This window comes from Stenotrophomonas sp. RIT309 (assembly GCF_000632045.1).
Lineage (GTDB): Bacteria > Pseudomonadota > Gammaproteobacteria > Xanthomonadales > Xanthomonadaceae > Stenotrophomonas > Stenotrophomonas indicatrix.
The window spans coordinates 54,090-76,306 of sequence record NZ_JFYS01000019.1 but is presented as its reverse complement, the minus strand read 5'-3'; the positions used below and the strand labels follow the sequence as shown (position 1 = coordinate 76,306).

At 66.9% G+C, this 22,217-nt stretch carries 18 protein-coding genes and 1 riboswitch; of the genes, 8 read left to right on the top strand and 10 right to left on the bottom strand.

The genetic code is table 11. From position 1 onward, the window contains the following. Nucleotides 1-454: 454 nt before the first annotated feature. On the top strand, nt 455-2,419 hold the full coding sequence (locus BW38_RS08620) for a M2 family metallopeptidase (RefSeq protein ID WP_032976622.1): 1,965 nt from the start codon (nt 455-457) through the stop codon (nt 2,417-2,419). A gap of 121 nt (nt 2,420-2,540) precedes the next feature. Here the strand turns inward: BW38_RS08620 and BW38_RS08625 are convergent, their stop codons facing one another. The 3 genes from BW38_RS08625 to BW38_RS08635 form a co-directional block, all read right to left on the bottom strand. Continuing rightward, nucleotides 2,541-2,933: a hypothetical protein gene (locus BW38_RS08625; RefSeq protein WP_025877073.1), complete on the bottom strand. Its 393-nt coding sequence runs from the start codon at nt 2,931-2,933 to the stop codon at nt 2,541-2,543. 77 nt (nt 2,934-3,010) lie between these two features. Then, nucleotides 3,011-3,907 (bottom strand): siderophore-interacting protein, encoded by an 897-nt coding sequence (locus BW38_RS08630; RefSeq protein WP_032976621.1) that lies wholly within the window; start codon nt 3,905-3,907, stop codon nt 3,011-3,013. A 141-nt stretch (nt 3,908-4,048) separates the two neighbouring features. Then, nucleotides 4,049-5,275, bottom strand: a complete 1,227-nt coding sequence (locus BW38_RS08635; protein ID WP_025877069.1) for a multidrug effflux MFS transporter — start codon at nt 5,273-5,275, stop codon at nt 4,049-4,051. Between the two features lie 299 nt (nt 5,276-5,574). Then, nucleotides 5,575-5,677: riboswitch (glycine riboswitch) on the top strand. Nucleotides 5,678-5,738: 61 nt separating this feature from the next. Between BW38_RS08635 and gcvP the strand changes: the two genes are divergently transcribed. Continuing rightward, nucleotides 5,739-8,606, top strand: a complete 2,868-nt coding sequence (gcvP, locus tag BW38_RS08640) for an aminomethyl-transferring glycine dehydrogenase (RefSeq protein WP_025877067.1) — start codon at nt 5,739-5,741, stop codon at nt 8,604-8,606. A 100-nt stretch (nt 8,607-8,706) separates the two neighbouring features. Here gcvP and BW38_RS08645 read toward each other — a convergent pair whose 3' ends face one another. From BW38_RS08645 to BW38_RS08655, 3 genes are all read right to left on the bottom strand, one after another. After that, nucleotides 8,707-9,117, bottom strand: coding sequence for a VOC family protein (locus BW38_RS08645; RefSeq protein WP_032976620.1), 411 nt, complete (start codon nt 9,115-9,117; stop codon nt 8,707-8,709). 105 nt (nt 9,118-9,222) lie between these two features. Beyond that, complete coding sequence (locus BW38_RS08650; protein WP_025877063.1) at nt 9,223-10,599, bottom strand: amino acid permease; 1,377 nt, start codon at nt 10,597-10,599, stop codon at nt 9,223-9,225. A gap of 75 nt (nt 10,600-10,674) precedes the next feature. Continuing rightward, the gene (locus BW38_RS08655; protein ID WP_025877061.1) at nt 10,675-11,397 is read right to left on the bottom strand and encodes an AraC family transcriptional regulator; all 723 of its coding nucleotides are present in this window, start codon (nt 11,395-11,397) and stop codon (nt 10,675-10,677) included. Nucleotides 11,398-11,515: 118 nt separating this feature from the next. Here BW38_RS08655 and BW38_RS08660 point away from each other — a divergent pair, with 118 nt between their 5' ends. Next, nucleotides 11,516-13,612 (top strand): catalase, encoded by a 2,097-nt coding sequence (locus tag BW38_RS08660; RefSeq protein WP_032976619.1) that lies wholly within the window; start codon nt 11,516-11,518, stop codon nt 13,610-13,612. A gap of 21 nt (nt 13,613-13,633) precedes the next feature. Continuing rightward, nucleotides 13,634-14,122, top strand: a complete 489-nt coding sequence (locus tag BW38_RS08665) for a hypothetical protein (RefSeq protein ID WP_032976618.1) — start codon at nt 13,634-13,636, stop codon at nt 14,120-14,122. On the opposite strand, the gene BW38_RS08670 is transcribed toward BW38_RS08665, so the two are convergent. After that, on the bottom strand, nt 14,119-14,853 hold the full coding sequence (locus BW38_RS08670; protein WP_235189959.1) for an alpha/beta hydrolase: 735 nt from the start codon (nt 14,851-14,853) through the stop codon (nt 14,119-14,121). The genes BW38_RS08665 and BW38_RS08670 overlap by 4 nt on opposite strands. A 151-nt stretch (nt 14,854-15,004) precedes the next feature. Here BW38_RS08670 and BW38_RS08675 point away from each other — a divergent pair, with 151 nt between their 5' ends. Together BW38_RS08675 and BW38_RS08680 are read left to right on the top strand one after the other, a co-directional pair. Then, on the top strand, nt 15,005-15,544 hold the full coding sequence (locus BW38_RS08675) for a hypothetical protein (RefSeq protein ID WP_032976617.1): 540 nt from the start codon (nt 15,005-15,007) through the stop codon (nt 15,542-15,544). A gap of 14 nt (nt 15,545-15,558) precedes the next feature. Beyond that, the gene (locus tag BW38_RS08680; protein ID WP_032951973.1) at nt 15,559-15,849 is read left to right on the top strand and encodes a hypothetical protein; all 291 of its coding nucleotides are present in this window, start codon (nt 15,559-15,561) and stop codon (nt 15,847-15,849) included. Nucleotides 15,850-15,933: 84 nt separating this feature from the next. Here BW38_RS08680 and BW38_RS08685 read toward each other — a convergent pair whose 3' ends face one another. Next, entirely contained in the window at nt 15,934-18,060 is a 2,127-nt protein-coding gene (locus tag BW38_RS08685; protein WP_032976616.1) for a methyl-accepting chemotaxis protein, read from the bottom strand. A gap of 234 nt (nt 18,061-18,294) precedes the next feature. Here BW38_RS08685 and BW38_RS08690 point away from each other — a divergent pair, with 234 nt between their 5' ends. Together BW38_RS08690 and BW38_RS08695 are read left to right on the top strand one after the other, a co-directional pair. Continuing rightward, complete coding sequence (locus BW38_RS08690; protein ID WP_032976615.1) at nt 18,295-19,260, top strand: murein L,D-transpeptidase; 966 nt, start codon at nt 18,295-18,297, stop codon at nt 19,258-19,260. A 4-nt stretch (nt 19,261-19,264) separates the two neighbouring features. Next, on the top strand, nt 19,265-19,921 hold the full coding sequence (locus tag BW38_RS08695; protein WP_032976614.1) for a M23 family metallopeptidase: 657 nt from the start codon (nt 19,265-19,267) through the stop codon (nt 19,919-19,921). A 30-nt stretch (nt 19,922-19,951) separates the two neighbouring features. Here BW38_RS08695 and BW38_RS08700 read toward each other — a convergent pair whose 3' ends face one another. Both BW38_RS08700 and BW38_RS08705 read right to left on the bottom strand, forming a co-directional pair. Next, nucleotides 19,952-20,608: a hypothetical protein gene (locus BW38_RS08700; RefSeq protein WP_032976613.1), complete on the bottom strand. Its 657-nt coding sequence runs from the start codon at nt 20,606-20,608 to the stop codon at nt 19,952-19,954. Between the two features lie 144 nt (nt 20,609-20,752). After that, complete coding sequence (locus BW38_RS08705; RefSeq protein WP_025877044.1) at nt 20,753-22,045, bottom strand: adenylosuccinate synthase; 1,293 nt, start codon at nt 22,043-22,045, stop codon at nt 20,753-20,755. Nucleotides 22,046-22,217: the final 172 nt, after the last annotated feature.

Here is a 22,217-nt window from a genome sequence, read left to right as displayed (position 1 = left end):
TTTCCTGCGCACACGGCAAGACCGGGGTTGGGCGTCCTGCCCAACCCGCCCGAGGCATACCTCGGGCCCATGGCGCTCACGCCCCCGCAACCGGACCCACCCCGCCTTCGACAGATTTCCGCTGCTGTTGGTGGGTGCCGACCGTTGGTCGGCACGGGGTCGGATCCGAATTTGAGTCTCGATTTCTGACAGATCTCATCCACGCATGGCGTGGATCTACTGCCATCACCGAATTGCGTCTGGGGCAGAGCCCCCTGAGTCAGGGGGCGGCCGCGAAGCGGCGGGGGTCTGGGAGCTGGTAAATGGGGCCCACGTTTCGCGCAGCGAAGCGTGGGAGCGACAGCGCGCATGCGATGTCGCGGTCCCTGGGCGCCGCCCGGCCGACTTCCGCCACTTGCGGTGGCAACGCCTGCCCACTAGCCTTCGGCGGTCGTTCACCACCCAAGGATCGCCCGTGAAACACCGTCATCTCCTGCTGGCCTCGGCAATCGCCGCCGCCACGCTGGCCCTGGCCGCCTGCAAGAAGGAAGCCGCCCCAGGCACCGAGACCGCCAGCAGCAGCGCAGCGGCCGGCGAAACCGCTGACCAGTTCGTGGCCCGCATCAATGCCGAATTCAAGGCGGCCTACCCGGAGATGACCTCGGCGCAGTGGCTGTCCTCCACCTACATCAACAGCGATTCAGAGCGCATCGCGGCCAAGGCCAACGAGCGTTCGCTGACCCAGCTCAACAGCTGGATCGAGCAGGCCGGCAAGTTCGACGGCAAGCCGATGAGCGAAGACAGCAAGCGCGCGATCCACCTGCTGAAGCTGATGTCGTCGATGCCGGCGCCGCGCGACCCGGCCAAGCTGGCCGAACTGACCCAGATCGCCACCCGCATGGAAGGCAGCTACGGCGCAGGCAAGTACTGCACCGACGCCAACGATCCCAACTCCTGCCGCCAGCTGGGCGAACTGGAGCAGGTGCTGGCGCGCAGCCGCGACTATGACCAGCAGCTCGATGCCTGGCAGGGCTGGCACAGCACCACCAAGAGCATGCGCGGTGATTACCAGAAGTTCGTCGGCCTGGTGAATGAAGGTGCCAAGGGCATGGGCTTCACCGATGCCGGGCAGATGTGGCGCAGTGGCTATGACATGCCGCCGGAGCAGATCGGCCCGGAAACCGATCGCCTGTGGGAACAGGTCAAGCCGATGTACGAGCAGCTGCACTGCTACGCGCGCGGCAAGCTGGACAAGACCTATGGCAAGGACAAGGCCGAGGTGGGCAACGGCCTGATCGCCGCGCACCTGATGGGCAACATGTGGCAGCAGGACTGGTCCAACCTGTGGGACCAGCTGGAACCGTACCCGGGCGCCGGCAGCCTGGACATCACTGCAGCGCTGGAAAAGCAGTACCAGACCAACCTGAGCGCGGCGCTGGCCAAGGCCGGCAAGGATGCGAACGTAGCCGCGCAGTACAAGGCGCAACGCGAGGCCGAACTGCGCACCGCCAAGCAGATGACCGAGCGTGCACAGGATTTCTACGTATCGCTGGGCATGCCGTCGTTGCCGCAGTCGTACTGGGACAAGACCCAGTTCATCAAGCCCGATGACCGCGACGTGGTCTGCCACGCCAGTGCGTGGGACATGAACATGGAAGGCGATGTGCGCACCAAGATGTGCATCAAGCCCAACGAAGAGAACTTCACCACCATCTACCACGAGCTGGGCCACATCTATTACGACCTGGCCTACAACCCGCTGCCGCCGCTGTTCCAGGGCGGCGCCAACGATGGCTTCCATGAAGCGATCGGCGACACCATCGTGCTGGCGATGACGCCGAAGTACCTCAGCTCGATCGGGCTGGTCGACGCGCCGACCGAGAGCCGCGAAGCGGTCATCAACAACCAGATGCGCATGGCGCTGTCGGGTGTGTCGTTCCTGCCGTTCGGCCTGATGATCGACCGCTGGCGCTGGGGCGTGTTCGATGGTTCGATCACCCCGGACAACTACAACAAGGCATGGTGGGACCTGAAGGCCAAGTACCAGGGCGTGGCCCCGGCCAGCGCCCGTGGCGAGGAATTCTTCGACCCGGGTGCCAAGTACCACGTGCCGGGCAACACCCCGTATACCCGCTACTTCCTGGCGCGCATCCTGCAGTTCCAGTTCTACAAGGGCCTGTGCGATGCCGCCGGCTTCAAGGGCCCGCTGCACGAGTGCACCTTCTACGGCAACAAGGAAGCCGGCCAGAAGTACTGGGCGATGCTGAGCAAGGGTGCCAGCCAGCCGTGGCAGGCCACGCTGAAGGAACTGACCGGCTCGGACAAGCTCGATGCCGGCCCGATGATCGAGTACTTCAGCCCGGTCAATGCCTGGTTGAAGCAGCAGAACGAAGGCCAGATGTGCGGCTGGCAGGCCAACGCGGCACCGGCGGCGAAATGAAAAAAGGGCGGATCCGCGAGGATCCGCCCTTTTCCGTTTCGGTAGCGCCGGGCCATGCCCGGCGAGCGCAGCGGCGTAATGAAAAGCCGCCGGGCATGGCCCGGCGCTACCGCGATGACGATCAGTTGCTCTTCTTCGCCGCCAGCTGCGCGGCCAGCGCGGCCTTGAATTCCTCGAAGGTCTGCCCCTTCTCGTTGGCTTCGGCCTGCGCCGCATCGCGCAGCGCATCCGAATAGATCAGGCGCACCGGCGTGCCCTGCCGTTCGTGCAGTTCACCGGCCTGCATGATCAGCGCCAGTACCTGGGCCGCACTCTCGCTTTGGCCGGCGATGCGGCCATCCATGCCCAGCACCCATTCGCCATCGCGACGGACGATGCCGGCCAGCAGCGTGCGCTGCGTGTCGCGCAGCTCGGCGTGCGGCTCGACGGGCGAGGCGGTGGCGGCGGCCTTGTTGGCAGCCTGCTGTTCCTGGCGACGGCGCTGGTCGCGGCGGGATTTGGAAGAGGTCGACATCAGTGGGGCTTGCATTGCGGGGGCGCAAGGATAACCCACACCCCCTGCATGCCGGTTCACGCCCGTGCGGTAGCGGCTCAGTCCAGTACCCGCCCCTGCCGCCAGTACCCCATGAAGGTGATCGCGCGGCGATCCAGGCCGCAGTCCTTCAGCAGATACCGGCGGATCGCCATCACCGCGCCGGCCTCGCCCGCTACCCAGGCATACAGCGCGCCGTCCGCGCTGGCGTCAGCCTGCTCCCACAGGATCTGCGCATCAACGTCGATGTCGTCCAGCTCGGCAGCCCCGGCGACGGTCGCGGCCGCCGCCAGCCGCGCCTGTACTGCCTGCAGCAACCGCTGCCCATGGGCCTGCTGCCCGCGTGGCAACCACACCAGTTCGGCCGTGGCCGGTGCCTTCAGCGGCACCGCATCACCGGCCTGGGCGATCTCCAGCAGGGCCAGCGTGCGCGGCGGATCGGCCAGCCCGGCCAGTTCCTCGAGGATGCCGGCCACCGCCGGCAATGCGGTCTCATCGGCCACCAGCAGCACCTGGCCTACCCCGGCTGGCGGCTTCCATTCCCAGCCCTCGCTGCTGTCCGCACAGTCGGCATCGGGGGCCAGCAGCACCACGCGGTCGCCCGGCCGTGCATGCGTGGCCCAGCGCGAGGCCGGTCCGGTCTGGCCATGCAGCACGAAGTCGACGTCGACCTCGCACTCGCCGGCACGCAGCTGGCGGAGGGTAAAGGTGCGCATCGGCGGCCGCGCGTCATCAGGCAGTGCCCGGTAACGGGCATACCAGTCTTCGCCGCTGGGCACGTCCGGCGCGTCCTGGCCGGGCAAGGGGAAAAACACCTTGATACGCTGGTCCGGGCCTTCGGTCTTCATGTGCGCCACGTCGGCGCCGGTGAACACCATGCGGTCCAAAGAAGGAGAAAGAACGCGGCGCTCCTTCAGCGCCACCTCGAACAGGCGGTAGGTCTGCTGCGCAGCCATGCGGGTACCTCATGCGACGACATCGGAATGGCTGGCTGTCGTGCACCCACGAACCGGCTCGCTGGAAACCCCAGCCTAATCCCTGCCCGCAGCGCCGCAACGGATCCGCGCGTGATGACGCGCCCTACCCCTGCACGACGCTCAATGCGCCGTGCTGGCTGCCTCTGATGCGCGCTCGCGCTGGTGCTCCCAGTACCAGAACACGAAGCCGGCCGCGAAGAAGCCCGCCTGTCCCAGTGCCAGGTGCAGCGGGTTGTTGTGCAGCAGCGGCGATACCACGCCGGCCACCACGGTGCTGATCATCAGCTGCACGAACGCCTGCAGCGACGACGCCAGGCCGCGCTGCAGCGGATACATGTCCAGCACCGCCAGCGCCAGGATCGGGAAGATCAGCGCCATGCCCATGCCGCCAAGGAAGATCGGCATCACCGCCCACGGCAGCGCGAACTGCGGCGCCAGGGTGACGTAGCCGATGTTCAGCACGGCAGAGACCGCACACAGGGTGAAACCGAGCGCGACCTGCCGGGTCGGTGTGCTGTGCCCGGCCATGCGCCCGGACAGGAACGAACCGGTGGTCATGCCGCCGATGGTGGGAATGAACAACCACGCAAAGCCACCTTCACCCAGATGCAGGTGCTGCATCACGATGGCCGGCGCCGAGGAGATGTACAGGAAGATGCCGCCGAACCCGATGCTGCCGGCCAGGGCCAGGCGCAGGAACCGCGGGTTGAAGCCGATGCGCACGTAATCGCGCAGCAACGTGCGTGGCGACAGGGCGATCCGCGCCTCCACCGGATGGGTTTCCGGCAGGAAGCGCGCGGTGGCCGCCAGCAGCACCAGCGCGAATACCACCAGGAACCAGAAGATCAGCGGCCAGCCGGCACCGCTGAGCAGGATCCAGCCACCGATGATCGGCGCGATGGCCGGGGCGATACCGAACAGCATCGACACCTGGCTCATCAGCCGCTGCGCGTCGTGGCCGTGGTACAGATCGCGGATCACCGCGCGGCCGACGATCATGCCCACGCCGGCGGACAGGCCCTGCAGTGCGCGGAACGCCAGCAGCGTGGTCAGGTCGGTAGACAACGCACAGCCCACCGAGGCGCCGACGAAGATCACCAGGCCGCCGAGGATCACCCGCTTGCGTCCCCACGCATCGGACAGCGGGCCATGGGCCAGGCTCATCAGGCCGTAGAACAGCAGGTAGACGCTGATGGTCTGCTGCACCGCCACCTCGTCCACCGCCAGGCGCTGGGCCAGCTGCGGAAACGCGGGAAAGATGGTGTCGATCGAGAACGGACCGAACATGGCCAGGCCAGCGAGCAACAGGGCCATGCGGCGGGTGGAAGGAGCAACGGCGGCGGTCATCGGGCAAGCGTCCGGCAGGGCCATGCATGACACGCACGGCGGGCGCCGATCCCCTGCAGCAGGGACGGCGCCAGATGAATACGAGAATCCCACCATCATAGGTGGGGAATGCGCGCGATGCCATGCACGGATGCACAGAACGCACGCCCGGGCCATCGGCCATTCAGCCCCGTGAGGCCAGCCCGGGCCACCGTCAGGCGCCGGCAACGAGCTATAATCGGCGGGCAACACGGTGGGAGAAGCAGGTCACCGCTGCCGAAGGCGCAACGCCCGTAATCGCTCAGGCCCGATACCACCCGTAACAGAACTCTGGAGAGACCGGTTCGATCCGGCGCCGAAGGGGCACGAAGCTGCGGTTTTCCGCGCTTTTAAACTCTCAGGCAAAAGGACAGAGGGGCGCCCGCAGACCGCCGACCGGCGGCTTGTGCCCGTGCGTGTGCCCTTTCCTGACGGATCCTTCGCCATGTCCCAGAACACCCCTTCCCTGCGTGAGCTCGAGCACCATTCGGCGTTCGTCGAGCGCCACATCGGCCCCAACGATGCCGAGATCGCGCAGATGCTCGGCGTCATCGGCCACGCCTCGCTGGATGCGATGACCGATGCCATCGTGCCGGCCAAGATCAAGTCGCCGGCACCGCTGGCGCTGCCGGAGTCGATCACCGAAGTGCAGGCGCTGGCGAAGATCCGCGCGATCGCCGACAAGAACACCGTGCTGCGCAGCTTCATCGGCCAGGGCTACTACGGTACCCACACGCCGAACGTGATCCTGCGCAACATCCTGGAAAACCCGGCCTGGTACACCGCCTACACCCCGTACCAGGCGGAAATCTCGCAGGGCCGCATGGAAGCGCTGATCAACTTCCAGACCCTGTGCGCCGACCTGACCGGCATGGAAATCGCCAACGCCTCGCTGCTGGACGAAGCCACGGCCGCCGCTGAAGCGATGACCCTGGCCAAGCGCTCGGCCAAGTCGAAGTCGGACACCTTCTTCGTGCACGACGCCGTGCACCCGCAGACGCTGGAACTGCTGCGCACCCGCGCCGAGCCCATGGGCATCGTGCTGCGCGTGGGCACCCCGGCCGAAGCGCTGGAAGCGGAAGCCTTCGGCCTGCTGCTGCAGTACCCGGACACCTTCGGCCAGGTGGGCGACTACAAGGCGCTGGTCGATGCCGTGCACGCGCGCGGCGGCCTGGTGGCCGTGGCCACTGACCTGCTGGCACTGACCCTGCTGGCCGCCCCGGGCGAATGGGGTGCGGACATCGTGGTCGGCAACAGCCAGCGTTTCGGCGTGCCGTTCGGCTTCGGTGGCCCGCATGCTGCGTTCATGGCCTGCCGTGACGCCTACAAGCGTTCGATGCCGGGCCGCCTGATCGGCGTCTCGATCGACGCACAGGGCAACCCGGCCTACCGCCTGACCCTGCAGACCCGCGAACAGCACATCCGCCGCGAGAAGGCCACCTCCAACATCTGCACCGCACAGGTGCTGCTGGCGGTGATGGCCTCGATGTATGCCGTCTACCACGGTCCGGAAGGCCTGACCCGCATCGCCCGCCGCACCCATCGCCTGGCCGCCATCCTGGCCAGCGCGCTGCGCACTGCCGGTGTGCAGGTCGGTGCCGACTTCTTCGACACGCTGCACGTCACCGGTGTCGACGCCGACGCGATCCATGCCAAGGCCCGTGCCGCCGGCTACAACCTGCGTGCGATCGACAGCAGTTCGGTCGGCATCAGCCTGGACGAGACCGCCACCCGCGCCGACATCGTCGCCGTAGGCGCGCTGTTCGGTGCCACCGTTGATGTGGACGCGCTCGATGCCAGCACCGCCGATGCGCTGCCGGCCGGCCTGCTGCGCCAGTCCGCGTTCCTGACCCACCCGGTGTTCAACACCCACCACAGCGAGCACGAACTGCTGCGCTACCTGCGTTCGCTGGCCGACAAGGACCTGGCGATGGACCGCACGATGATCCCGCTGGGCTCGTGCACCATGAAGCTCAACGCCACCGCCGAAATGATCCCGGTGACCTGGCCGGAGTTCTCGCAGATCCACCCGCTGGTGCCGGCCGAGCAGGCGCTGGGCTACAAGGAACTGATCGATTCGCTGGAAGCGATGCTGGTCGAGTGCACCGGCTACGACGCCGTCAGCCTGCAGCCGAACTCCGGGGCGCAGGGCGAGTACGCCGGCCTGCTGGCGATCCGCGCCTACCACCGCTCGCGTGGCGAAGATCACCGTGACATCTGCCTGATCCCGGATTCGGCGCATGGCACCAACCCGGCCTCGGCGCAGATGTGCGGCATGAAGGTCGTGGTCACCAAGACCGATGCCAACGGCAACGTCGACGTCGAAGACATCCGTCTCAACGCCGAGAAGTACAGCGACCGCCTGGCCGCGATCATGATGACCTACCCGTCCACGCACGGCGTGTTCGAGGAAGAGGTGGTGGAGATCTGCGAGATCATCCACAAGCATGGCGGCCAGGTGTACACCGACGGTGCCAACATGAACGCCCTGGTCGGCGTGGCCAAGCCGGGCAAGTGGGGTTCGGACGTTTCGCACCTGAACCTGCACAAGACCTTCTGCATCCCGCACGGCGGCGGCGGCCCGGGCGTTGGCCCGTGTGCGGTCAAGTCGCACCTTGCCCCGTTCCTGCCGGGCAAGCTGGGTGACAACGGTCCGGTCGGCATGGTCAGCGCCGCCAGCTTCGGCAGCGCCTCGATCCTGCCGATCAGCTGGATGTACATCGCGATGATGGGCACCGAGGGCCTGCGCAAGGCCACCCAGGTCGCCCAGCTCAACGCCAACTACATTGCCAAGCGCCTGGCCCCGCACTTCAAGACCCTGTACACCGGTCGCAACGGCCTGGTCGCGCACGAGTGCATCCTGGACGTGCGTCCGCTGGAGAAGACCAGCGGCATCGGTGCCGAAGACGTGGCCAAGCGCCTGATCGACTTCGGCTTCCATGCCCCGACCCTGAGCTTCCCGGTGGCCGGCACGCTGATGGTCGAACCGACCGAAAGCGAATCGCTGCACGAGCTGGACCGCTTCATCGACGCGATGATCCAGATCCGCGAAGAGATCACCGCGATCGAAGACGGCCGCCTGGACCGCGAGGACAACCCGCTGAAGAACGCCCCGCACACGGCCACGGCCGTGACCGCCAGCGAGTGGACCCACGCCTACCCGCGCGAGCTGGCCGCCTTCCCGCTGCCGAGCCTGAAGCTGCAGAAGTACTGGCCGCCGGTCGCCCGCGTCGACAACGTGTACGGCGACAAGAACGTGATGTGTGCCTGCATCCCGGTCGATGCCTACAAGGATGATGAAGTCGAGGCGTAAGCCATCGCGGCATCGGAAATGAGAACGGCCCGCGCAAGCGGGCCGTTCTTGTTTTCCGGTAGCGCCGGGCCATGCCCGGCGAGCGCAGCGGCAGAACGCGTCACGGGTCGGGCATCTGCCCCAGACTCAACTGCCACGACACGCCGAAGCGGTCCTGCACCCAGCCGTAGCGGCTGCTGAAATCCTGCTCGCCCACCGGCATCAGCCAGTGCCCGCCGTCACCCAGCACGCGCGCGGCACGCTCGAATGATTCAGCGCCGGAACACTCGACGAACAGCGACATCGAGGGCGTGAAGGTGAAGTCGTGCACATCCAGGCTGTCAAAGCACAGGTAGTGGGTGCCGCCGAGCAGGAAAATGGCCTGGCGGACCTGCCCGGGCACGCCCGCGCCCGCCCCGTCCGGGTGGCGCTGCAGGGCCAGCAGGCGGAATTCGGCGAAGGCTTCGGCGTACAGGGCCAGCGCCCCTTCGGCCTGGCCGGTGAACATCAGGAAGGGACGGCTGCGCAGCATGCGGTGCTCCCGTTCGTCGGGCCGGTGATGGCCCACGCGATCAGGATGGCACGCGGAATGTGGGCGCGGCGTATCGGTAGCGCCGGGCCATGCCCGGCGGCCCCATCACGCCTCGCGCATGCGCCGGGCGATGGCGCTGCTGGCCGCGATGGTCGCCGTCAGCGCCACCATCGACAGGAACTGCAGGCGCGTATGCGCTTCACTCAGCAGCAGGCCGAAGATCAGCGCCAGGATCGCCAGCGCACAGACGGTCAGCCACGGGAAGCCTGCCATGCGGAACGGCAGGCGCGTGCCCAGGCGGTCGGCGCGACGGCGCAGCACCAGCTGCGAGACCAGCGACAACGTCCACACCAGCAGGCAGGTGGAACCGACGATGTTCAGCAGCACCGGCAACACCTTGTCCGGGAACAGCAGTTCCATGATGGTGGCAGCAAAGCCGAACAGGACGCTGGCCAGCACCGCGATCACCGGCACCTGGCGCGGATCGGTCCAGCCCAGCACGGCCGGTGCTTCGCGGCGTTGCGCCAGCGAATACATCATGCGCGAGGCGCCGTAGAGGTTGGCATTGAGCGCTGACAGCAGGGCGATCACCGCGATCAGGGTGATGGCGGTGGCCGCGCCCGGGATATTGGCGACATCGAGAACCGCGGCGAACGGCGACTTCAGCGCTTCGCTGGTCCACGGCACCACGGCGATGATCACGCTCAGCGAACCGATGTAGAACACCAGGATGCGCCAGGCCACGGTGCGGATGGCACGGGCGATGCTGCGCTCGGGGTCTTCGGTCTCCGCCGCAGCGACGGCCACGATTTCGGTGCCACCGAAGGCGAACACCACCACCAGCAGCGCCGCGCCGATGCCGGCCAGGCCCTTCGGTGCGAAGCCACCATGCTCGGTGAAGTTGCTCAGGCCCGGCGAGGCCACCTGCGGCAGCCAGCCCATCAGCAGCGCCACGCCCACGGCGATGAAGGCCAGGATCGCCGCCACCTTGAGGATGGCGAACCAGAATTCGAACTCGCCGAAGTTCTTCACCCCAAGCAGGTTGATCGCGGTGAAGAACAGCATGAAGGCCAATGCCGCCATCGGTACCGGCACCACCGGCCAGACCGTGGCCAGCAACCCGGCCGCACCCACTGCCTCGGCGGCGATCACGATGACCAGCTGCACCCACCACAGCCAGCCCACGGTGGCACCGGCGGTGGCGCCCATGGCATCGGCCGCATACACCGAGAACGCACCGCTGGTCGGCTTGGCCGCGGCCATTTCACCCAGCGCGTTCATCACGATGATCACCAGCGCACCGGCCACCAGGTAGGACACCAGCACCGCCGGGCCGGCCGCCTGCACGCCCACGCCGGAGCCGAGGAACAGGCCGGCGCCGATGGCGCTGCCCAGCCCCATCATGATCAGCTGGCGTGGCTTGAGCGAATGGCCGAGGCGGGAGGGCGAAGCGGTCGTATCGGGGGTGGCGGGCATCGGCAGGGCTGGCGGCGGCTACAAGGGCGACACCTTACCGTGTCCAGCCGCCGCGGGGATAGGCACAGCGCAGCAGGAAACTCAGGCCGGTACCGGCTCGCCGACATTGCCGCCGATACGGGCGCGGTAGGCGCGCGGGGAGAAACCGGTTTCAGCCTTGAACTTGCGGGTGAACGCGCTCTGGTCGCTGAAACCGCAGGCCTGGCCGATGCAGGCAATGCTCTCGTTGCCATGCAGCAGGTGCATGGCCATCTGGATCCGCAGCCGGGTCAGCACCTGCTGCGGCGTCATCTGGAACACCTTGCGGAAGCTGCGCTCCAGCTTGGACAACGAGAACCCGGTGATGTCCAGCAGCGTCTGCATCCGCACGTTCTCGGCGTAGTGCGTATTGAGGTGGGCCAAGGCCAGACGGAGCTGCTCGTACTGGGTCCCCAGGCTGTCCTTCTGGCCGAGGTCTCGGGAAATGCCGATCAGCCCCTCGACCTGCCCGTCCACCAGCAGCGGGCGTTTGCAGGTCAGGCACCAGCCCGGTTCGCGGTTGGCGAACAGGTGCAGCTCCATCAGGTTCTCGATCACCTCGCCGGACAGCACGCGTGCGTCCTGGTCGACATAGTCCGCACTCAGGCCGGTGGGGTAGATCTCGGCCGCGGTGCGTCCGATCACGTCCTTGCGCGCACGCAGGCCCAGCCGTCGCAGCATGGTCTGGTTGACGTAGGTGTAGCGGCCCTGGCGGTCCTTCATGAAGAACAGCACGTCCGGAATGGCGTCGAACAGGGCTTCGATGTCGGCGGGTTCGACTCGCATGCGGCAAGCATACCCGAGCCGCCGATTTGTCTGCGCGTTCACTCCCACGGGACCGTGCATTAACGCCGGCGGCGCCACTGTCTGGAGTCTGCCCCCTACCCGCTCCAGGAGATCCTCCATGGCCGCCAGCAAGCCGACCGGCAAGCGCGCTCCCGCCACCACCTCCGCCGACCGTGACAGCCGCGGCCAGGGCGATGAACTGCATCAGCTCGCAGGAGGCGCCCATCCGGTACTGACCAGCAACCAGGGCATTCCGGTTGCCGACAACCAGAACTCCCTGCGCCAGGGACCGCGTGGCCCCACCCTGCTGGAAGACTTCCTGCTGCGCGAGAAGATCACCCACTTCGACCACGAGCGTATTCCCGAGCGCATCGTCCACGCGCGCGGTTCGGCTGCCCACGGCTTCTTCGAACTGACCCGCTCGCTGGGCAAGGTGACCCGGGCGAAGATCCTCACCGAGGTCGGGGTGAAGACGCCGGTGTTCACCCGCTTCTCCACCGTTGCCGGCGGCGCCGGCTCGGTCGACACCCCGCGCGACGTGCGCGGCTTCGCGGTGAAGTTCTACACCAGGGAAGGCAACTGGGACCTGGTCGGCAACAACATTCCGGTGTTCTTCATCCAGGACGCGATCAAGTTCCCCGACCTGATCCATGCGGTGAAGATGGAACCGGACCGCGCCTTCCCGCAGGCAGCCAGCGCACACGACACGTTCTGGGATTTCGTCTCGCTGATGCCCGAATCGATGCACATGATCATGTGGGCGATGAGCGACCGCACGATTCCGCGCTCGCTGCGCACCATCGAAGGCTTCGGCATCCACAGCTTCCGCCTGCTGGATGAGGAAGGGAACTCCACCTTCGTCAAGTTCCACTGGCGGCCGAAGCTCGGGCTGCAGTCCACCGTCTGGGACGAGGCGCTGAAGCTGCAGGCCGCCGACAACGATTTCCACCGCCGCGACCTGTTCGAGGCGATCCAGCGCGGCGACTTCCCCGAGTGGGAGCTGGCCGTGCAGCTGTTCACCGAAGAACAGGCCGATGGCTTCCCGTTCGACCACCTGGACCCGACCAAGATCATCCCCGAGTCGCTGGTGCCGCTGCAGGTGATCGGACGCATGGTGCTGGACCGCTGGCCGGACAATTTCTTCGCCGAGACCGAGCAGGTCGCCTTCTGCCCGGCCAACGTGCCGCCGGGCATCGATTTCAGCAATGACCCGCTGCTGCAGGGGCGGCTGTTCTCCTATCTGGATACCCAGCTGATCCGCCTGGGCGGACCGAACTTCAACCAGATTCCGATCAACGCACCGAAGTGCCCGTTCGCCAACCATCAGCGCGATGGCCACATGCAGATGCAGGTGCCGAAGGGGCGCGTGGCCTACGACCCCAGTTCGCTGCAGGAAGACAGCCCGCGCGAGACGCCCGCCGGTTTCCGCAGCCACGCCAGCGCCGATGATGGGCGCAAGGGCCGCACCCGCGCGGAGAGCTTTGCCGACCACTACAGCCAGGCGCGGATGTTCTTCCGCAGCCTGGAAAAACCGGAACAGGCGCACCTGGCCTCGGCGCTGGTGTTCGAGCTGTCGAAGGTGGAAACCGAGAAGGTGCGCGTGCGCACCGTCAGCCATCTGCGCAACATCGACGAAGGCTTGGCCAAGCGCGTGGCCGACGGGCTGGCACTGGGCACGCTGCCCGCCCCGGCACCGACGGCAACCCCTGCACAGGACCTGCCCGCCGCACCCGAGGTCCGCGTGATCGGCCGCAACAAGCCCCTGCTGCAGGGGCGCTGCATCGGCATCCTGTTCGACGAGGGCTCCGATGCACGGGTGATCGCCAATCTGCGCAAGTCCGCCGAAAAGGCCGGCGCCAGCGTCAAGCTGGTCGCGCCGAAAATTGGCGGTGCCACGCTCAGCGACGGCAAAACGCAGGCCGCCGATGGACAGCTGGCCGGTACCCCGTCGGTAGTGTTCGACGCAGTGGCGGTCGTGCTGAGTGCCGACGCCGGCAAGGCCTTGGCCAAGGAAGCGGCAGCCGTGGGCTTTGTCAGCGATGCCTGGGCGCACCTGAAAGCCATCGCCAGTGACGAAGGCGCGCAGGCCCTGTTGAAGGCAGCGCGCGTCGGCAACGATGCCGGTACCGTCGAGGCCGAAGACAGCAAGGCCTTCCTCGCCGCTGCCGCCACCCGCCAGTGGGCACGCGAGCCGAAGCTGCGCCTGCTGGCCTGACCATCCGACAGGAGAATCCCCATGCCCCGTGGTGACAAATCCGCCTATACCGACAAGCAGAAGCGCCAGGCCGAGCATATCGAAGAGAGCGAGCGCGAACGCGGTGCCAGTGAAGGCACCGCCGAGCGCATCGCCTGGGCCACCGTGAACAAGCAGGATGGTGGTGGCAAGCGCAGCGGCAGCGCGCGCAAGGCAACGAAGAAGGTGGCCAGAAAGACAACGGCGAAGAAGGCTTCCGCAAGCAAGGCGCCGGCGAAGAAGGTGGCGAAGAAGACCGCTGCGAAGAAGACGCCTGCGAAGAAGGCCGCCACCAGGAAGACTGCTGCAAAGAAGGTGGTGAAGAAGGCGCCTGCGAAGGTCCCTGCAAAGAAGGCGGCCGCCGGGAAGGCAACGCAGAAGAGCGCCTCACGCAGCACCGCAGCGAAGAAGGCCGCGAAGACCCGTGCAGCAAAAAAGGCGGTACGCAGGACCGCGGCGAAGAAGGCCGCACGCACCCGCGCCGGCAGTTAGCCGGTAGCGGGCAGCGCCCTCACCCAACCGGCCACCACCGCGGCGGCCGGTTCGGCACAGGCCTGCAGCAGCAGATGCGGCCCGTCCAGGGCCACGTGCCGCGCGTCCGGCAGCAGGGTCTGCAGCTCGGCTACGCTCGGCGGCCACAGCAGCCGGTCATGACCCGCCTGCAGGCACAGCGTCGGCACCCCGATCTGCGGCAGCAATGCGCGTACGTCCACCCGCAGGGTCGCTGCGGCGCGCTGCCGCAACGTGGTCGCTGGAACCTGAGCCAACGCAGCGCGCAGCATCGACATGTGCTCGCCGGTGCGCCACCGCCCCAGCAGCAGGCGCGCCAGCATCGCCACGGGAGGCACCGGCCAGGCCGGTGACAGCAGTGCCGCGCCGGCTGCCGGCAATGGCACGGGCCGGCGCGCAAGGGTCGCGGCCAGCACCAGTCCGCGCAGCGCTGCGGGCTGGCGCGCGGCCAGCTCGACTGCCAACGGCCCCGAGAAGGACTCGGCAAGCAGGATGAAGGGGTGGCGGGGCAGCTGCGGCCACAGCCATCTGGCAAGCGTGGCGTAATCCTGCCCGCCCTGCGCAGGCAGCGCGATCGCCTGCGTCGTCAGCCCATGAGCCTGCAGTGCGGACAGCAACGGGGTCGACATGCTGCCGGTGCCATCCAGGCCTGGCAGCATCAGTACGTGCAGCGGCGCGGCCGACGCGGCATCACAGCCCTGTTTTTTCCTCACGTCCCGTTCCCATGCCAGCTCCTTTGCTGGCAAGCATCGCCCGGATCGGCAGGCGAAGGAACCTCTTCCTGGCTCTCCCTCTGCTGTGCCGGCGAAGGTTGCGCGATACTGCCGGCTCCGCCGCAGGATGCGGCTACCAAGGAGAGCGTTGATGCGAGGGACCTACGCACTGGCCATGATGGCCCTGATGCTGCCACTGACCACCTTTGCCAGCGATGGCTGGATAAATGGCGACGGCAAGGCGGTGCCGCAGACCGATGCCATGAAATCCAGCGATGGCTTTGCAGCATCCCTGCTGGTCACCTCCGACGCCGACTGGCGGGCCAAGTGGGAAACTCCACCGGAGAGCACTCCCAGCTTTACCGAGGCCAGCGAAGTCCACCTGGGCGGAGAATTGTTCCTGCTGACATTCCTGTCCAACCCGCAACTGGATGAGAACCGCGTACCCAAGGTGCACTGCGATCTGCGCATGCTTCGCCCGGACGGCAGTACCAGTGTCGACGAACGCGATGTTCCCTGCTTCACTGCCGCCCTGCCCGGCCCGCCAACCCTGCTGTACATGACCAGTGTGCAGCTGAAGTTCGTCGCCGAGGCAGGTGACCCGAAGGGCACGTGGACCGCGCAGGTGGTGGTCAGGGATCTGTTGCGGAATGTAAGCCTGCCCCTGCAGGCCCGCTTCGACGTCCGTTGACAGGAGGCCTGCAGATGAAGATGCGACGACTTCTGAGCTGGACAGGCCTTGCGCTGTGCGTGGTCTACCTGCTGTTGACCGCGTGGCTGGTCCACGGCGCGCAGACAGACGCCGACCCGAAGGGTACCTACATCCTGATGGCACTCCCCATCACCCTGCAGTCCGCCGCGCTTGATGCCATCGGCGCAGGCAGCCTGTTGTACGGCAAGCCCTGGTCGACCGCGTATGCGGTGCTGGTTCCGCCAACCCTGCTGTTGCTGTACGCGGCCGGTTGGTTGATCGAACGCTCGGCACGCGGGCGCTAGCGGCCCTCAACCGTTGCGTGCATCGACGCCCTGCATGCGGGTCATCGCATGCAGGGCGCCATCCAACATCGCGCTGCCGTTGGCTTACGCCGCGCGTGCAGGCACGATGGGCATGCGCGCTCCCTGCTCCAGCTGGAACACCGACACCGACGTGGTCAGCGCATGCGCCTGCTCTTCCAGCGCGCGGCTGGCAGCGGTCGCCTCTTCCACCAGCGCGGCGTTCTGCTGGGTTACCTGGTCCATCTGCACCACTACCTGGTTGACCTGCTCGATGCCGGCCGCCTGTTCCTTGCTGGCGGCGGCGATGTCGCTCATCAGCTGGGTGGTACGCGAGCTCGCCTGGGCCACGCGGGCAATGGCGGCTTCCGATTCCACGGTCACGGCCAGACCGCTCTGCACCTTGGCAGCGGCGTCCTCGATCAACTCCTTGATCTCCTTGGCAGCGACACCGGCACGCTGTGCCAGCGTGCGCACTTCGCTGGCCACCACCGCAAAGCCGCGGCCCTGTTCGCCGGCACGCGCCGCTTCCACTGCAGCGTTCAGCGCCAGGATGTTGGTCTGGAAGGCGATGCCATCGATCACCGTGGAGATTTCCGAAATGCGCGCCGAAGACTGGTCGATCTCGCCCATCACCGTGGCCATCTGCGCCATGGCCTGCTCGGTCTCGCGCACGGCAACGCCGGCCGCATGCGCTTCGCTGTCGGCCTGGCGTGCCAGCTCGGCGTTCTGGCGCACGGTCGAGGTCAGCTCTTCCATCGAGGCGGCAGCCTCTTCCAGATTCGCGGCCTGTTGTTCGGTACGGCGCGACAGATCGTTGTTGCCGGCCGCCAGTTCCTGTGCCGCGTTGTTGATGCTGTCGGCGGCCACCTGGATGCCACGCACGATACCGGTCAGCTGCGTGGTGGTGGCATTGGCATCGTCACGCATGCGCGCGAACACGCCCTCGTACTCGCCCTCCATGCGCGCGGTGAGGTTGCCATGCGAGATGGCGCGCAGCACATCGGAGACATCGGCGATGCTGGCCTGCGAACTGGCCATCATGCCGTTGAGGTGGTTCACCATCGCCTGGAACTGGTACTGGAATGCCGCAGCGTCGCCACGCACGCTGAAATCGCCAGCGCGCGCGGCACGGGCCAGTTCATCGATCTGCGCGTTGATCGCCATCAGGCTCTGCTTCACCGCCGCCAGGGTACGGGTCAGCGTGCCCTTCTCACCCGGGTACTCGGGCAGATCGCGGCTGAGGTCGCCGATGGCATAGCGCTGCATCACCTCGGCCATCAGCAGCTGCACCTGCACGTGTGATTCGACCAGGTGGTTGGTGGCCTGCACCATGCGGCCGAAGTCGCCGGGGAACGCACTGGCGTCCATCCGGTAACGGATCGCGCCGGCTTCATGCTGCTCGGCCATCTGCAGCTGCGCGCCGATGGCGGCCTGAACGCTCTGGCGCACGCTGGCCATGGCCTCGCCGAGCTGGGTCAGCTCGTCACGGCCACCCAGGCGGAATTCCTGGTCCAGTTCACCCTTGGACAGGCGTTCGGCCAGCTGCACTGCACGCGCCAGCGGGCCGGTCATGCTGCGACCGATCAGTACCGATGCGGCGATGCCTGCCAGCAGCGCCACGCCACCCAGCACCAGCAGCTGCAGCAGGCTGCGCTCGCCCAGGCGGATCGCCTCGGCAGCGGCCTCGCGGCTTTCCTTTTCTTCATAGGCCACGCCATCGGCCAGCGCCTTGTTCCAGCCATTGGCCGCTTCCTGCACCGGGCCCAGGGTCAGCGCCACGGCGCCGGGGAAATCGCCCTGTTCCATCAGTTCGCTGGTCTGCTTGTTGAGCGGACGGGCGAGCGCGCGCTTGGCGGCGATGGTCTCGCCGATCACCTTGCCTTCGGCATCGCCGGGCAGGGCCTGGTAGGCCGTCCAACTGGCCTCGTAGCGCTTGACCAGAGCGGCGATGCGCTGCTCGTCGTTGGCACGGTCTTCGCCCTGGCGGATCAGCATCTCGCGTCGCACGACCATCATCTGGTTGTTGGCATCAAGCATCTCCGACAGCAGCCGCACCTTGGCTACGCCGACCTCGACCACCTGCTCCATCGCGCGCTTCTGCACCATGGTGGCGGTGGCACCGGTAGCGACCACGGCGGCAACCAGCAGCAACAACAGGCCAAAGCCAAGCCCAAGACGCCAGGCGACCCTGACGTTCCTCAAGTAGTTCATGGGGTGAATCCAAAACGGGGGGGATGCGCCCATATCGGCCCGCCAGCCGGGAATCTTGATCGCCTCCCGCTCGACTGCGTCGGAAGCCGTTCACCTTGGTGAGACCCGGCCTCCCGCTTCTGCCGCGGGAGGATGGCCCGGCGGCGCGGCCCCACTGCTCATGCTGGCATCAGTTTTCTTTCACGGCGGCTGCGCAGCGTCTACGGGCAGGGTGGAGGCGTGATCTGCCTGGAGATGCCCATGCCCGTATGCCGCCCCGCCCTGCTCGCCCTGTCGCTGCTGATGTCGCCTGCCTTTGCGCAGACGCCCCCGCCCACCGGCCTGCCAGCACCCATCGCCGAAAAGGCCGGCCCGGATACAGCGGCGCACTCGCCCCTGCACGCCCAGGTACTTCTGGACCGCGCCAATTTCTCTCCGGGCGAAATCGATGGCGAAGTGGGCAGCAATCAACGCCGCGCGGTGTCCGGCTTCCAGGCAGCGCACGGACTGACGGTCAGCGGCGAACTGGACGACGCCACCTGGAAGGCCCTGCAGGCCGACTCGGTCGGCCCCCTTGCCAGCTACACGCTGACCGCAGAGGACGTGGCCGGTCCGTTCGTTGCGGTTCCCAAAAAGCCCGCCGACCAGGCCAAGCTGAAGGCACTGGGCTTCAGCAGCGTGGAGGAAGCGCTGGGCGAGCGCTTCCATGCCGCACCGGAGCTGCTGAAGGCGCTCAATCCCGGTGTGGATCTGAGCAAAGCCGGCAGCCGCATCCAGGTGCCCAACATTGCGCCCGCTGCATTGCCCAAGGCCGCCAAACTGGTGGTCGACAAATCCGACTCCACCCTGCAGCTGCTGGACGCGCAGGGCAAGGTGATCGCGCAGGTACCGGTATCGTCGGGCAGCGAGCACGACCCGCTGCCGATCGGTGAGTGGAAGATCCTCGGCGTCTACCCGGACCCGCCATTCCACTACAACCCGAAGCTGTTCTGGGATGCCAGGAAGGGCGATCGCAAGGCCACGATTCCGCCCGGCCCGAACAATCCGGTCGGCCGGGTCTGGATCGACCTGTCCAAACCCCATTACGGCCTGCACGGTACGCCGGTGCCCGGCCATGTCGGCAAGACCGAATCGCACGGCTGTGTGCGCATGACCAACTGGGATGTGCTGCGCGTGGCTGCAGCCGTGGATACGTCGGTACCGGTCGTCATGCAGGAGTGAGCCGATGCGACTAGCGCAACTGATCGTACTGGGGCTGGTGATGGGCGTGGCAGTCGGATGGTGGCTGCAGCGTGATGGCGAGCCGTCCGATGACACGCGTGCCGGCCCCCTTGCAGTGGCGCGGACCTCCGCTGCAGCCGACAGCGCCCGTGCCGTACCCGTGGAGCAGGCGACAACGGCAATCGCTGCGCCCGCCCCAGCAGCAACGGGCGACACACCCTCCGGCCTGCTGCTGCCGGTACAGGGCATCACGCCCTCGCAACTGCAGGACACCTTCACCGACGCACGCAGCGAAGGCCGCGTGCACGATGCGATCGACATCATGGCTGCTGCCGGCACACCGGTGCTGGCGGTGGCCGATGGCCATGTCGAGAAGCTGTTCGACAGCGAACGCGGCGGCCTGACCATCTATCAGTTCGAACCCAGCGGCCGCTGGTGCTACTACTACGCGCACCTGCAGCGCTACGCCGACGGCCTGGCCGAGAAGCAGACCATCAAGCGCGGCGATGTGATCGGTTACGTCGGCAGCACCGGCAACGCCAACCCCGAAGCCCCGCACCTGCATTTCGAAGTGCACGTGCTGGGCCCGGAGAAGCAATGGTGGAAGGGCGAGTCGATCAATCCCTATCCATTGCTGAAAAAAGGGGACGGAGGGGATTAAGTCGCAACCCGCACGGTCTGGTCGTGGCGCCTAGGCAGCGCGTGGACGCTGCCTGCGCAGCGCGATGGTGAAGATCACCAGTGAGATGCCTGGAACCAGCAGCAGGAGCGCTGCCAGTTTCCAGAAGAAGAACGGCCACAACCAGAGGTAGCCCAGGTCGGTCAGTTTCAGAAGATCCAACGGCGGCTGCACTTCGATCGTTGCCGGCCTGCCGGCCAGCGCCGGCTCCACTTCCAGCACGGTCACCCGCAGCCAGGAGCGGCCACGGGGCAATGCGTCACCGCGGCCATAGCCAAAGTACGCGGCGGTAAAAACAGCCGTTTCAACGGTTTCCAGCCTGCGCACAACATCCGTCCCGGCTGGGCCAGAACGCACGCCCGCACGGAAGTCCGCATGCTCGTTGGGGGTGTCGACACGCATCAGCACGTCGGGGTCGAGGGCCGGGTCGGCGGCGTTGGGCGGGTAACGCAGCCGCAACCGCAGACGATCATCAATGAAGCGGTAGACCGTGATCTCCGCGCTCGCACCGGGGCTCAGCACCAGCGGCAGGGTCTGCGTGCGTGACGCCAGGTGGTTGGCCACGGCGCCCACCGCCAGCACCACACAGGCGACTGCCCACAGGCCCCAGAACACCCACAGGGTGATCCGCAACACCCGCGTCCCTTTCGCGCTGACATCGCCGGTCATCGATCCGCTTCCCTGCTGGCATTGCGTACACACTAACGAAAAAGCCCCGCTTTCGCGGGGCTTCTTCTTTCAGCGACGCCGGGCATGGCCCGGCGCTACCGGTGCGGCAGCGTTGCCAGGCAGCGTCTGGCATCGCCGCATCGCTCAGGCGAACGGATCCTGCAGGACCATGGTGTGGTCGCGGTCCGGGCCGGTGGAGACGATGCTGATCGGGCAGCCGGCCAGCTCTTCCAGCGAACGCAGGTAGGCGCGTGCGGCCGGCGGCAGGTCGTCCCAGTTGGTGATGCCGTGGGTGTTTTCGGTCCAGCCCGGGAACTCCAGGTACACCGGGGTGCACTCTTCCCAGCCCTGCGCGTCCAGCGGCGCGTACTCGGTACGCTTGCCGTTGTATTCGTAGGCGATGCAGACCTTCAGCTTTTCCATGCCGTCCAGCACGTCCAGCTTGGTGATGCACAGGCCGCTGATGCCGTTGATGGCCACGGCGCGCTTCAGCGCGACGATGTCCATCCAGCCACAGCGACGCGGGCGGCCGGTCGAGGCACCGTATTCGGCGCCGCGGTCGCGGATGCCCTGGCCGATTTCATCGTCCAGCTCGGTCGGGAACGGGCCGCCGCCAACGCGGGTCGCGTAGGCCTTGGCAATGCCCAGCACGTAGTCGATCGCATCGGCGCCGACGCCGGCACCGGCCAGCGCACCACCGACGGTGGTGTTGGAGCTGGTGACGTACGGGTAGGTACCGTGGTCGATGTCCAGCAGCGCGCCCTGCGCACCTTCGAACAGCACGCGCTTACCCTGCTTGCGCAGGTCATGCAGGATGCCGGCAACGTCCGACTTCATCGGCTGCACGTACTCGCCGAAGGCCAGCGCCTCGTCGAAGGTCTTCTGGAAATCGACCGCATCGGTGTTCAGGTACTTGGTCAGCACGAAGTTGTGGTAATCCAGCGCGGTGCGCAGGAGTTCTTCCAGCTGCTTCGGATAATGCAGGTCGGCGATGCGGATGCCGCGACGCGCCACCTTGTCTTCGTAGGCCGGGCCGATGCCACGACCGGTGGTGCCGATCGCCTTGCCGCCGGCAGCGCGTTCGCGCGCCTGGTCCAGGGCGATGTGGTACGGCATGATCAGCGGCGCGGCCGGGGAGATCTTCAGGCGCGAACGCACTTCCACGCCGGAGGTTTCCAGCTCGGCGATTTCCTTCTGCAGCGCGGCCGGCGAGATCACCACGCCGTTGCCGATCAGGCACAGCGCATCGTCACGCAGGATGCCCGACGGGATCAGGTGCAGGACGGTCTTCTTGCCGTTGATGACCAGGGTGTGGCCGGCATTGTGGCCGCCCTGGAAGCGCACGACGGCGCCGATTTCCTCAGTGAGCAGATCGACGATCTTGCCCTTGCCTTCATCGCCCCACTGGGCACCAAGCACTACGACAGACTGACCCATGACGGGTTCCTCTATTTGTTGCGGCCATCGGGGCCGCGGACGGGTAAACCGCAGCGGGGCTGGCCAGCGCTTGGGTGGCGGCTCCAAACGGGGAGCGGCCGGCGATGGAAGGCCCAGACACGGAAAAAGCCGAACGGGGAGGCCCGTCCGGCTTTTGTGCATTATCCGGGTT

Bases quoted from the DNA above. Each gene is read 5' to 3' on its own strand.
- BW38_RS08655 (WP_025877061.1), bottom strand. From the start codon at position 11,397: ATGCGAGTCGAACCCGCCGACATCGAAGCCCTGTTCGACGCCATTCCG.
- BW38_RS08680 (WP_032951973.1), top strand. From the start codon at position 15,559: ATGAAGATGCGACGACTTCTGAGCTGGACAGGCCTTGCGCTGTGCGTG.
- BW38_RS08635 (WP_025877069.1), bottom strand. From the start codon at position 5,275: ATGACCGCCGCCGTTGCTCCTTCCACCCGCCGCATGGCCCTGTTGCTC.
- BW38_RS08685 (WP_032976616.1), bottom strand. From the start codon at position 18,060: ATGAACTACTTGAGGAACGTCAGGGTCGCCTGGCGTCTTGGGCTTGGC.
- BW38_RS08705 (WP_025877044.1), bottom strand. From the start codon at position 22,045: ATGGGTCAGTCTGTCGTAGTGCTTGGTGCCCAGTGGGGCGATGAAGGC.
- gcvP (WP_025877067.1), top strand. From the start codon at position 5,739: ATGTCCCAGAACACCCCTTCCCTGCGTGAGCTCGAGCACCATTCGGCG.
- BW38_RS08695 (WP_032976614.1), top strand. From the start codon at position 19,265: ATGCGACTAGCGCAACTGATCGTACTGGGGCTGGTGATGGGCGTGGCA.
- BW38_RS08645 (WP_032976620.1), bottom strand. From the start codon at position 9,117: ATGCTGCGCAGCCGTCCCTTCCTGATGTTCACCGGCCAGGCCGAAGGG.
- BW38_RS08665 (WP_032976618.1), top strand. From the start codon at position 13,634: ATGCCCCGTGGTGACAAATCCGCCTATACCGACAAGCAGAAGCGCCAG.
- BW38_RS08700 (WP_032976613.1), bottom strand. From the start codon at position 20,608: ATGACCGGCGATGTCAGCGCGAAAGGGACGCGGGTGTTGCGGATCACC.
- BW38_RS08630 (WP_032976621.1), bottom strand. From the start codon at position 3,907: ATGGCTGCGCAGCAGACCTACCGCCTGTTCGAGGTGGCGCTGAAGGAG.
- BW38_RS08625 (WP_025877073.1), bottom strand. From the start codon at position 2,933: ATGTCGACCTCTTCCAAATCCCGCCGCGACCAGCGCCGTCGCCAGGAA.
- BW38_RS08675 (WP_032976617.1), top strand. From the start codon at position 15,005: ATGCGAGGGACCTACGCACTGGCCATGATGGCCCTGATGCTGCCACTG.
- BW38_RS08660 (WP_032976619.1), top strand. From the start codon at position 11,516: ATGGCCGCCAGCAAGCCGACCGGCAAGCGCGCTCCCGCCACCACCTCC.
- BW38_RS08690 (WP_032976615.1), top strand. From the start codon at position 18,295: ATGCCCATGCCCGTATGCCGCCCCGCCCTGCTCGCCCTGTCGCTGCTG.